We start from the raw sequence: 10,589 nt of genomic DNA, 5'->3' as shown, positions 1-10,589 counted from the left end.
CCGTATGGCTGGGCCGCCGGGTCCTGCCACGGGCGCCGGGCACTCTGTGGGTGGTGCTCGCGGAGGCGGGGGCCCGCGGGGCGGGGTTCGGGGCACCGGGGGCGGGCGGGCGGGGGGTGAGCGAGGCGGGGGGGGGGGGGCGGGGCGGGGGTCCCCCCCGCGCCACGGCGCTCGATGCCCGCGAACCCGCCCGTCCGACTTACCTGGATACGCATGGGTCCCTGTCTATTACGGACTCAGAGAATCCGCACCCCCACCTGCTCCCACGCCTTCGACACGGCCTGGAGCTCCTCGCCGCCGTCGCCGAAGCGCTCGCGCGTGGCCTTCACCGTCAGCTTGGCGAAGTCGGAGAAGAAGGCCCGCTCGCTGAGTTCGCCGCCGGTCAGCACGTCGTACCAGATCTGGCCGGCCTTCTCCCAGGCGTAGCCGCCGAGGGCGGCGGCGGCCAGGTAGAACGCGTGGTTGGGGATACCGGAGTTGATGTGGACGCCGCCGTTGTCCCGGCCGGTGCGGACGTACTCGTCCATCGTCGCGGGCTGCGGGTCCTTGCCGAGGACGTCGTCGTCGTACGCGGTGCCCGGCGCCTTCATGGAGCGCAGGGCGGTGCCGGTGACGTTCGGGGCGAGCAGGCCCGCGCCGATCAGCCAGTCGGCCTCGGCTGCGGTCTGGCCGAGGGAGTACTGCTTGATGAGCGAGCCGAAGACGTCCGACATCGACTCGTTGAGGGCGCCGGGCTGACCGTTGTAGGTCAGGTTCGCCGAGTACTGCGTGACGCCGTGGGTGAGTTCGTGCCCGATGACGTCGATGGAGTTGGTGAAGTCGACGAAGATCTCGCCGTCGCCGTCGCCGAACACCATCTGCTCGCCGTTCCAGAAGGCGTTGTTGTAGCCCTCGTCGTAGTGGACGGTGGCGTCCAGGGGCAGGCCGTCGCCGTCGATCGAGTGGCGCCGGTAGGCCTTCAGATAGAGGTCGAAGGTGGCGCCGAGCCCCGAGTAGGCGCGGTTGACGGTGGCGTCCTGGCCGTCTTCCTGGCCCTCGGCGCGGACCTTGGTGCCGGGCAGCGAGGTGCCGTGCCCGGCGTCGTAGAGGGTGCGCAGCGGCTGGTCCGACGGCGCCTTCGCCGTCGGGGCGGCCAGGAGGCCGTACTCGGTGGTCACCTGGCGGAGCGCGCGCAGCTCGCTGTCGCGCAGGATGGTGCGCCGGGCCGGGCCGGAGAGAGCGGGGTCGTCGCTCCGCGCAAGCCGGTCGAGGACGTGCGGCGGCACGACGGTGCAGAAGACGGGCTCGAAGCCCCCGTGAGTCGTCATGCCCGGCACCCTTGCACTGCGTGACGTAGCTGTCACTACCCGCAACCATGATTGGTGAAATACGGTGACAAAGGGGCCTGCGTTGCGGCGCCGGGTGGTATGGCGGGGGAGTGGCGCGCGGCGGCAAGTGGCGTGGCGCACGTTCTGCACCTTTTCCTATGGTTCCTCCGGCCGGTCCCGCATACTGGAACGGACCCGCGCGACGGGAACGGCTCGGCTAGGCTGCGGAGCACTATGCGTTTCGGGCTGCTTCTCCTTAGCTGCCGCGGCGAGGGCCTGTAGTCGAGGCCGACCCCCTCCCCGCGGTGCTTGGTGTTGCGTGTCGGCCGTCCTTCCGCCCGGACATTCTCCGGTCACCCCGAGGAGCCCACGCCCCATGGCGAACCGCCAGCAGCCCAGTCACATGCCGATCCACAAGTACGGACAGTACGACCAGGTCGACATCCCCGACCGCACCTGGCCGAACAAGCGGATCACCGCCGCCCCGCGCTGGCTCTCCACCGACCTGCGTGACGGCAACCAGGCCCTGATCGACCCCATGTCGCCCGAGCGCAAGCGCCGGATGTTCGACCAGCTGGTCAAGATGGGCTACAAGGAGATCGAGGTCGGCTTCCCGGCCTCCGGTCAGACCGACTTCGACTTCGTGCGCTCGATCATCGAGGAAGAGGGCGCGATCCCGGACGACGTGACGATCTCCGTACTGACCCAGGCCCGCGAGGACCTGATCGAGCGCACGGTGGAGTCGCTGAAGGGCGCCAAGCGGGCGACCGTCCACCTGTACAACGCCACGGCCCCCGTGTTCCGCCGGGTGGTCTTCCGCGGCTCCAAGGACGACATCAAGCAGATCGCCGTCGACGGCACCCGCCTGGTGATGGAGTACGCCGAGAAGCTGCTGGGCCCGGAGACCGAGTTCGGCTACCAGTACTCGCCCGAGATCTTCACCGACACCGAGCTGGACTTCGCCCTCGAGGTCTGCGAGGCGGTCATGGACGTCTACCAGCCCGGCCCGGGCCGCGAGATCATCCTGAACCTGCCGGCCACCGTCGAGCGCTCCACCCCCTCCACCCACGCCGACCGCTTCGAGTGGATGAGCCGTAACCTCTCCCGCCGCGAGCACGTCTGCGTCTCGGTCCACCCGCACAACGACCGCGGTACGGCCGTCGCCGCCGCCGAGCTGGCGCTGATGGCCGGCGCCGACCGCGTCGAGGGCTGTCTGTTCGGGCAGGGCGAGCGCACCGGCAACGTCGACCTGGTCACCCTGGGCATGAACCTGTTCTCCCAGGGCGTCGACCCGCAGATCGACTTCTCCGACATCGACGAGATCCGTCGTACGTGGGAGTACTGCAACCAGATGGAGGTCCACCCGCGCCACCCGTACGTGGGCGACCTGGTCTACACGTCCTTCTCCGGCTCCCACCAGGACGCCATCAAGAAGGGCTTCGACGCCATGGAGGCCGACGCGGCCGCGAAGGGCGTCACCGTCGACGACATCGAGTGGGCCGTCCCGTACCTGCCGATCGACCCGAAGGACGTCGGCCGCTCCTACGAGGCCGTCATCCGCGTCAACTCGCAGTCCGGCAAGGGCGGTATCGCGTACGTCCTGAAGAACGACCACAAGCTGGACCTGCCCCGCCGCATGCAGATCGAGTTCTCCAAGCTCATCCAGGCGAAGACGGACGCCGAGGGCGGCGAGGTCACGGGCGGCGCCATCTGGGCCGTCTTCCAGGACGAGTACCTGCCGAACCCGGAGAACCCCTGGGGCCGCATCCAGGTCCGCACCGGCCAGTCGACCACGGACACCGACGGCGTGGACACCCTGACCGTCGAGGCGACGGTGGACGGCGAGGACACCGTCCTGACCGGTACCGGCAACGGTCCGATCTCGGCCTTCTTCAACGCCCTGGAGTCCGTCGGCATCGACGTGCGTCTCCTGGACTACCAGGAGCACACGATGAGCGAGGGTGCCTCCGCGCAGGCCGCCTCCTACATCGAATGCGCGATCGACGACAAGGTCCTGTGGGGCATCGGCATCGACGCGAACACGACGCGTGCGTCACTGAAGGCGGTCGTGTCGGCCGTCAACCGCGCGACCCGCTGACCCGCCTGACCGGGAGTTTCGGGCCCTGACCGCTGCATACGGCGGTCAGGGCCCCGTCGTTTATCGGCCATCCCTCTGTGCAGGTCACGGGAAGGTCTCGTCCTGGGTGCTGACTACACCTCATGGATGTGGCTAACATCACGGAGGCGCGCGGCGATGTTGCCGCGGGGTTACGGAGGTGCGACGTGCTGCCAGAACGGGGACGAGACGGCCGTGTCACCGGGCTTGCCCGCATCCTGGGCACCCGCACCTCGTGGACGTCCGCGGGCGACGGCGAGTTCTTCTGCCCGGGCTGCGGAGGCGACCGCAACTACCAGCGGCTGACCGGGCGGCGCCGCTTCACCTTCCTCGGCCTGCCGGTCGTGCCACGCGGTGAGACCGGCCCGGTCGTCGAGTGCGCGGCCTGCCGCCGCCACTTCGGCACCGACGTCCTCGACCACCCCACCACCATCCGCTTCTCGGCGATGCTCCGCGACGCCGTGCACACCGTCGCCCTCGCGGTCCTGTCCGCGGGCGGCACCTGCGCCCGTACGTCCCTGGAGGCGGCGGCGGGCGCCGTGCGCGCGGCCGGCTTCACCGACTGCACGGAGGAACAGCTCGCCGCCCTCGTCGCAGCCCTGGCCTCGGACACCGGCACCAGCTACGGCGAACCGTACGGTCCGGGCCTGGCCATAGAGCTCCACGAGGCCCTCGACCCGCTCGCCCCGCACCTCGCCGCGGTCGGCCGCGAATCGATCCTGCTCCAGGGCGCCCGGATCGCCCTGGCGGACGGCCCCTACACCCCGGACGAGCGAGAGGTCCTCGCGACGGTGGGCGCGGCCCTGACGATCCACGCGGACGAGGTGACCCGCCTGCTGGTGGCGGCCCGCACACCGTCCTGAGACTCCCGCGGCCGGGCACTCGTGACGGGCGGACCAGAGAGGAGCGCCCGACCGGGACCGGCTAGGGCAGCGTGCGCCGGTACGTCCCGTCCTCGTCGGAGTCGTAGACCAGTTTGCCGGAGCCGTCGTAGCCCTTGATGTGCGGGGCCAGCGTGACCTGCTGGTTCAGCAGGCCGGCGGCGACGAACCAGCCGTGGTCCAGGGCCGCGGTCACGGGGCCGCCGTCGCCGTAGGAGACGGTCACCCTGGCCACCGGCGCCTCGACGGTGCCGATGACCCCCCACCGGAACGGCAGTTTCCAGTCGCCCTTGTCGGTGAACGACTGCTGGTACAGCTTGCCGCCGTTGATGTCGACCGTGACCGGGCCCGCGCCCGGCGCCTCGGCGTCGCTCGACCCGGTGCTGATGCCCGAGGCCACCCCGCCCTTGATGGAGCAGAGCACCCAGCTACCCGCCCGCTGCTTCTTCACCGCGGTGACGTAGATGCCGTCGCCGGGGTCGTTGGAGTCGCCGGTGCTCTTGATCGCCAGGATGATCCGGTAGTCCTCGGCCTCGCCCAGATCCGCGGTGCTCCCGGGCGGCCCGCCCTCGGCGCTCAGACACTCCTTCAGCCCGTCCGCCGCCTGCGCGAAGGTGATCCCGTCGAGCAACTGCCCGTCGGTGACGGGCCGCGCGGGCCCACCCGTCGTGTCCCCCTGCGTGCCCGACGACGACGCCGACGCGCTTCCACCGGTGCTTTCGCCGGTGCTCCCGGCCGTGCTGCTGTGCGGGGCGCTGACCGACGGCTTCGGCACCGCCGTGTCGGCGGCCCGCCCCCCGCTCCCCCCGGCCACCGCATACGCCCCCACCGGCACCGCGGCCAGCGTCATCAGCGCTGCCCCGGTCACCGCCACGCGCCGCCGCCGCTCGGCCAGTCCACGCCGCCGGATCGCCGGATAAGGCGCGGGCGAGGGCCTGATGGTGTAGGCGTCCTCAGCGAGCAGCTCACGCATCCGCTCCTCGAACCCGAAGTCCTCCCGGTTCACCTGCTCTCCCGAGCCGTTCACCTACTGCCTCCCTGAACCTGATCCCGAACCCGCACCCGACCGTGGCTCTGGCCCTGGCTTCGACCGTTGCCCTGGCTCTGGCCGTTGTCCTGACCGGGCCCCTGGCCGTGACTCCGGCCCCCGGGGACCGTGCGGCCGGCGGTCAGCCCCGGATAACCGCGCAACTTCGCGAGCCCCTTCGACGCCTGGCTCTTCACCGTGCCGGGCGAGCAGCCGAGCACCTCGGCCACCTCTGCCTCGGAGAGGTCCTCCCAGTACCGGAGAACCACCACCGCCCGCTGCCTGGGCGGCAGTTGGGCCAGCCCGGCGAGCAGGGAGCCGCGCTCCTCCACCCGCCCCGCGCCCTCGTCGCGCCCCGCCCGCTCCGGCGGCGCCGCGGTCAGCGCCTCGGTGACCCGGCGCTTGCGGAACCGGTCACTGTTGCAGCTGACCAGCATCCGCCGCACATACGCCTCGGGGTTGTCGCTGCGCGATATCCGCCGCCACGACCGGTACGCCTTGGCCAGCGCGGTCTGCGTCAGGTCCTCCGCGTGGTGGACGTCCCCCGTCAGCAGATACGCGGTCCGGACGAGCCGGGGCCACCGCGCTCTGACGAACTCCTGGAACCGGTCCTCTTGTTCGGCCTGCATCAAGCACCCTCCTCGCCCTCCAGACCACAGGTTGCGCCGAATCGGTTGCCCGTGCCCCGGGACCGCGTTCGAATGGGGCGATGAAACGTGACGCGTGGGCCTGGAGCGAAGGTCAGCCCGGAGTGCTGGCGCTGCCGTCCGGCCGTCTGATCCGGGGCCGCGGCCTGCGCCGCCCGCTCGACCCGACGGCGCCCACCCCCGCGTACGGCGTCTACCTCCTCGGCGCGCGGCCCCCGCGACCCCCCTGGGAGTCACGCTGGCTCCACTGGCCCGACTTCCGCCTTCCCGGCGACCGCGCGCAGGCCCGGGCGACCCTCACCGAGGCGTGGCACCGCGCGGCCGACCAACGCGTGGAGATCGCCTGCGCCGGCGGCCGAGGCCGCACGGGAACGGCCCTGGCCTGCCTGGCGGTCCTGGACGGCGTACCCCCCGAGGAAGCAGTCCAGTTCGTCCGCAGCAACTACGACCGGCGAGCGGTGGAGACGCCTTGGCAGCGGAGGTATGTACGGGGGTTCGGGGCACCCGGTGAAGCAGAGGGCCGGAGCTAGAGCGACTGTGCGCACCTTGCTCTTCGCCCGCCATCCGGCATGTGGCCGCCGCGGGCCGCGACGCTGTCGCCTATGGCTCGGCAACACCGGCGCGGTCGACGACGTCCTGACCGGTCGGTGCTCCGGTGAGGATGACCCCCGCGAGATCAACCGCGGTGGTGTGCCTGAGGTAGGCGGCGTAGCCTGCCGCAGCTCCGGGCTCGACCAAGACCCCCATGCAGGCCAGGCGGGCGACCGCTTCGAGGATGTCGTCGTCGGTGACCACGACGACGTCTGTCAGAACCTGTCGGCCGATGTCCAGGATGATGGCACCGGCCTCGGGCTCGCCTTCCAGACAGGCCGCCGCTGTGGATTCCGGTGTGCTGAGGATCCGGCCGTGGTGGAAATGCTCGTAGATCGGCCGGGACTGCGACGACTGGACACCGATGATCCGAGGGCGCTTGCGGGCCCCCAGTGCCGCGTAGAAGGTGCCGACTGCAGCGGCGAGACCACCGCCGCCTATCGGAACATAGATCACTTCCAGGTCGGGTTGAGCCTCATGCAGTTCCAAGCCGATCGTTGCTACGCCGTACAGGAATTCCCAGTCGGCTGAGGATGAGCAGAACAGCATTCCATGCGCCCGGGCGAACTCTCTGGCCCGTACGCTGGCGGCAAAGAAAGAAGGTCCAGCGATGTGGACCGTGGCTCCCGCCCGCATCAAGTGGTCGACTTTGACGACTTCGCAATGATCAAGAATGAAGACATGTATAGGGACGGGGAATTCTGTAGCGAGTGCGCACAGTGCACGGCCTGTGTTTCCCGAGGAAACAGTGACGATGCCGTTGCGGCATGCGGCTTTGTTCGCCGCGAGGAGCTTGTTGGCGGCGCCGCGCATTTTGAATGACCCGCCCGCCTGTAGGTCCTCTCGCTTGAAAAGGACGTTGCCGCAGGCGGAGGTGTGCGATGGTGTCCTTATCGTGAAGTTCAGAATGCGTGAAGCGGCGGCTTCTATCTCCGATATGTGATCCATTGACTATCGGTTTATTTCGTAGGGATGCGCGGAGCACCTCCTGCCGACCAGGGCGGCCATCCCTTGATAGCCAGGCCGAATTGCATCTTGCGGGCCATGTGAGACGAGGGTCGAACGAAATACCCCATAGGGGCGGTAGTACCGTTCGATTTCCGGCATGGTCAGATTGCATGCCGGGAACGAGTTTGCCGTTCCCGACTCGTACCCCGTAGAGCCGACCATATGGGCCGTGATGAACAGGCCGCCCGGCTTCAGTGATTTCATGAGGGAATCCAGACCGGCGGCGAATACTTCGGGGTCGGCGGTTATGGACTCTGTCACGAAGAAGCAGAGAACCGCATCATATTGCTCGGTGGGAAGCTCGAATATGCTCCCCTCCCGTACTCTTGCGACTTTCCGCAGGCTCTGGACGCTTGTGCGGTGGCCCAATCGTAGGAGGAGGGTCTCGAATTTTGCCCACATGGCCGCGCCGTCGTTGCCCGATTCTTCAATGGTCTCGCGCAGGTGGTGAAGGTTTGCGGCAGAACGGTCGATGAGCTCCAGGGTGCCGCCAGGAGAGATGTACGGCGTCAATAATAGGCCAGGGTAGAGGTTCGGCCCTGCTCCTATGTCTGCCGCACTTCGAAGATTTTCGAACGGGATGCGAAGGTTCTTTAATTCGGCCGCTACGAAGCGGATGATCTGCTCATCCTCCGGATGGATTTTGGTGCCGTAGTTCTGGGCCGCGTAAGTCGCGCTGTCAAAGCTGTCCCAGTTCGTCACAGAATTCCTTCCGCTCGGCGATTCGGCTGGGGGCATGAGCGGTTTCGGTGCCGCCCGTCTCAGCCCAGCACCTCCGCCAGTACCTCCGCCGTTTTCACGATCAGTTCGTGGTCGTAGGGCGCGTCCCGGTCGGGTTTGGTCAGTTGGACCGCCAGGACGATGGGGGTGCCGTCCGGGGTCCAGGCGATTCCGGCGTCGTTGTTCGCGCCGTACCAGCCGCCGCCGGTCTTGTCGGCGAGCGTCCAGGTCGGCGGGAGTCCCGCGCGGAAGCGGTTGGCGCTGGTGATCGTGCCGAGCATCCAGTCGGTCAGGCGCCGGCGGTCGGCGGGGGCCAGCGCGTCGCCGAGGACGAGACGGGCGTAGCTGCGGCCGATCGCGTACGGGGTCGTGGTGTCCGTGACCCGGTCCGGCTCGGCCGAGTTGAGGTCCGGCTCCCAGCGGTCGAGGCGGGTGACGCGGTCGCCGACGGAGCGGGCGAAGCGGGTGACGGCGGTGGGGCCGCCCAGCTCGCGCAGGAGCAGGTTGCCGGCGGTGTTGTCGCTGCGCTGGATGGCGGCGGCGGACAACTCGGCGATCGTCATGCCGTCGGCCACGTGCTCCTGGGTGACGGGGGAGTTCTCCACCACGTCCGCCGCGGTCCAGTGGACGCGCCGGTCCAGGGCTTCCTCGGGCAGGTCCCGCAGGACGGCCGCCACCGCCAGGGGCTTGAACAGGGAGCACACCGGGAAGCGTTCGTCGGCGCGGTGGCGGACCGAGCGCCCGGTGCGCACGTTGTGGGCGAAGACCCCGAGCCGGGCACCGTGGCGGGCCTCGAGGTCACGCAGCCGGGCCGTGGCCGAGGCGCTGGAGGTGGTGGCCGCGTGCGCGGGGGCCGCGGTGAGCAGGGCGGCGGCCGTCGTGGCCGCGCCGGCCGTCAGCAGGGTGCGGCGGGAGGGGCTGGGGGAAAGGTGCGAGCCTAAGATCGTTCTCTCCGTCCGTCGGGGATCATGGCCTCTTCTGTTTCTGTCACGGACGCCTCTTTGCTCCCACCGGTTGCGCCGCCCCCGGTCGCGCGCGGCAACAGCAGCGGTGTCGCCAGCAGCAGCACTCCCGCGACGGCGAGGGCGGTGCGGGGGCCGGTGAGGGTCGCCAGGACGCCCCACAGGGCCGTGAGGGTCGCGACGGCCGCCTTGGTGCCCACCGACCACGCCGCCGACATACGGGCCACCCGGTCCGTCGGAGTCAGCTCCAGGCGGATGGTCGCCAGGACCGGGTTGTACAGCCCGATGCACGTGATCAGGCCCAGCTCCACGACCATCACGAGCACCAGCCCGCCCGTTCCCGGTCCGACGAAGGCCAGCCCGAGCGGCCAGCACACCCGCAGCGCCCCCACGGTGCGCAGCACCCGGCGCCGCCCGTACCGGGAGACCATGCCCGGGGCCAGCCGGGAACCGATCAGGCCGCCGGCGCAGGGCAGGGCGAAACCCAGCGCGTACTGCCAGGGCTCGAAGCCGAGCGGGCCCAGCATCAGCACGGCCAGCGGCGGCGAGCCGGCCATGATCAGGCCGTTGACCAGGGCCGTGTTCAGGAACAGGGGTCGCAGGGCCGCATGGCTCAGGAGGTGGCGCCAGCCTGCCAGCAGGTCCCCGCTGGTCAGCCGGCGGGAGGGGCCGGTGTGGACCCGGACGGGCTTCCGCTCGCGCTTGCGGATCGCGTACAGGCCCGCAGCCGAGAGGAGGTAGCTGACCGCGTCCGCCGTGACCGTCAGCATCGGCCCGAACAGACCGATCAGGGCACCGCCGAGCGGCAGCCCCAGCATGGTCGTCGTCCAGGTCGTCGACTCGAACCGGCCGTTCGCGGTGAGCAGGTCCTCCGGTGGCAGCAGCGACTTCAGGAACGCGCCGCTCGCCGCCGTGAACGAGATGTCGGCCGCCGCCACGACCATCGACACCAGCAGCAGCTGGACGAGCCCGAGCCGGCCGAAGGCGTAGGCCGCCGGGACGCTCAGCATGGCCGCGCACCGCGCCAGATCCGCCGCGATCATCACCGGGCGCTTGCGGCGGAACTCCACCCACGGCCCGAGCGGCACCGCGAGCAGCGCCCCCACCGCAGGTCCCACCGCGGCCAGCGCCGCCACCTCGGACGACCCCGCGTGCAGCACCAGCACGGCGATCATCGGAAACGCGTTGAACGCCAGGTAGGTCCCGTAACCGCTGACCGCGTACGCCGCCCACAACCACCCGAAGTCGCGCCCCAGCGCCCGCCGCACCATCCGAGGGATCGTAGCGGTCGGGCACACCACCCCTTCGGCGTAGGCGAGAATGGGCGCAT

At 70.0% G+C, this 10,589-nt stretch carries 10 protein-coding genes; 3 read left to right on the top strand and 7 right to left on the bottom strand.

What is annotated here, in order from left to right; genetic code table 11:
- Nucleotides 1-236: 236 nt before the first annotated feature.
- Nucleotides 237-1,307: a M4 family metallopeptidase gene (locus tag ACFWBB_RS07740; protein ID WP_385268187.1), complete on the bottom strand. Its 1,071-nt coding sequence runs from the start codon at nt 1,305-1,307 to the stop codon at nt 237-239.
- Between the two features lie 376 nt (nt 1,308-1,683).
- Between ACFWBB_RS07740 and leuA the strand changes: the two genes are divergently transcribed.
- Both leuA and ACFWBB_RS07730 read left to right on the top strand, forming a co-directional pair.
- Nucleotides 1,684-3,405 (top strand): 2-isopropylmalate synthase, encoded by a 1,722-nt coding sequence (gene leuA, locus ACFWBB_RS07735; RefSeq protein ID WP_385268185.1) that lies wholly within the window; start codon nt 1,684-1,686, stop codon nt 3,403-3,405.
- Between the two features lie 185 nt (nt 3,406-3,590).
- Nucleotides 3,591-4,286, top strand: a complete 696-nt coding sequence (locus ACFWBB_RS07730) for a TerB family tellurite resistance protein (protein WP_385268183.1) — start codon at nt 3,591-3,593, stop codon at nt 4,284-4,286.
- Between the two features lie 61 nt (nt 4,287-4,347).
- Here ACFWBB_RS07730 and ACFWBB_RS07725 read toward each other — a convergent pair whose 3' ends face one another.
- Both ACFWBB_RS07725 and ACFWBB_RS07720 read right to left on the bottom strand, forming a co-directional pair.
- Nucleotides 4,348-5,331 (bottom strand): hypothetical protein, encoded by a 984-nt coding sequence (locus tag ACFWBB_RS07725; protein WP_385268181.1) that lies wholly within the window; start codon nt 5,329-5,331, stop codon nt 4,348-4,350.
- Nucleotides 5,328-5,960 carry a SigE family RNA polymerase sigma factor gene (locus ACFWBB_RS07720; RefSeq protein ID WP_385268179.1) on the bottom strand — a complete coding sequence of 211 codons (633 nt, stop codon included), beginning with the start codon at nt 5,958-5,960 and terminating at the stop codon, nt 5,328-5,330. Before ACFWBB_RS07720 ends, ACFWBB_RS07725 begins: the two co-directional genes overlap by 4 nt.
- 80 nt (nt 5,961-6,040) lie before the next feature.
- Here ACFWBB_RS07720 and ACFWBB_RS07715 point away from each other — a divergent pair, with 80 nt between their 5' ends.
- Nucleotides 6,041-6,508 carry a protein phosphatase gene (locus ACFWBB_RS07715; RefSeq protein WP_385268177.1) on the top strand — a complete coding sequence of 156 codons (468 nt, stop codon included), beginning with the start codon at nt 6,041-6,043 and terminating at the stop codon, nt 6,506-6,508.
- Between the two features lie 70 nt (nt 6,509-6,578).
- On the opposite strand, the gene ACFWBB_RS07710 is transcribed toward ACFWBB_RS07715, so the two are convergent.
- From ACFWBB_RS07710 to ACFWBB_RS07695, 4 genes are read right to left on the bottom strand one after another with little or no spacing between them, the layout of a single operon-like run.
- Nucleotides 6,579-7,517, bottom strand: a complete 939-nt coding sequence (locus ACFWBB_RS07710; RefSeq protein ID WP_385268175.1) for a pyridoxal-phosphate dependent enzyme — start codon at nt 7,515-7,517, stop codon at nt 6,579-6,581.
- 3 nt (nt 7,518-7,520) lie between these two features.
- Complete coding sequence (locus ACFWBB_RS07705; RefSeq protein ID WP_385268173.1) at nt 7,521-8,279, bottom strand: hypothetical protein; 759 nt, start codon at nt 8,277-8,279, stop codon at nt 7,521-7,523.
- A gap of 59 nt (nt 8,280-8,338) precedes the next feature.
- Nucleotides 8,339-9,241 (bottom strand): class A beta-lactamase, encoded by a 903-nt coding sequence (gene bla, locus ACFWBB_RS07700; protein ID WP_385268265.1) that lies wholly within the window; start codon nt 9,239-9,241, stop codon nt 8,339-8,341.
- Nucleotides 9,235-10,530: an MFS transporter gene (locus ACFWBB_RS07695; RefSeq protein ID WP_385268171.1), complete on the bottom strand. Its 1,296-nt coding sequence runs from the start codon at nt 10,528-10,530 to the stop codon at nt 9,235-9,237. Before ACFWBB_RS07695 ends, bla begins: the two co-directional genes overlap by 7 nt.
- Nucleotides 10,531-10,589: the final 59 nt, after the last annotated feature.

Origin of the sequence: Streptomyces sp. NPDC060000, from assembly GCF_042737375.1 — a bacterium.
In the GTDB taxonomy this organism is placed as follows: domain Bacteria; phylum Actinomycetota; class Actinomycetes; order Streptomycetales; family Streptomycetaceae; genus Streptomyces.
The sequence above is the reverse complement of the archived record's forward strand: the minus strand, read 5'-3'. Positions and strand labels throughout refer to the sequence as shown.

Coding starts and splice junctions, on each gene's coding strand:
- ACFWBB_RS07740 (WP_385268187.1), bottom strand. CDS start 1,307: ATGACGACTCACGGGGGCTTCGAGCCCGTCTTCTGCACCGTCGTGCCG.
- leuA (WP_385268185.1), top strand. CDS start 1,684: ATGGCGAACCGCCAGCAGCCCAGTCACATGCCGATCCACAAGTACGGA.
- ACFWBB_RS07720 (WP_385268179.1), bottom strand. CDS start 5,960: ATGCAGGCCGAACAAGAGGACCGGTTCCAGGAGTTCGTCAGAGCGCGG.
- ACFWBB_RS07715 (WP_385268177.1), top strand. CDS start 6,041: ATGAAACGTGACGCGTGGGCCTGGAGCGAAGGTCAGCCCGGAGTGCTG.
- ACFWBB_RS07710 (WP_385268175.1), bottom strand. CDS start 7,517: ATGGATCACATATCGGAGATAGAAGCCGCCGCTTCACGCATTCTGAAC.
- ACFWBB_RS07695 (WP_385268171.1), bottom strand. CDS start 10,530: ATGGTGCGGCGGGCGCTGGGGCGCGACTTCGGGTGGTTGTGGGCGGCG.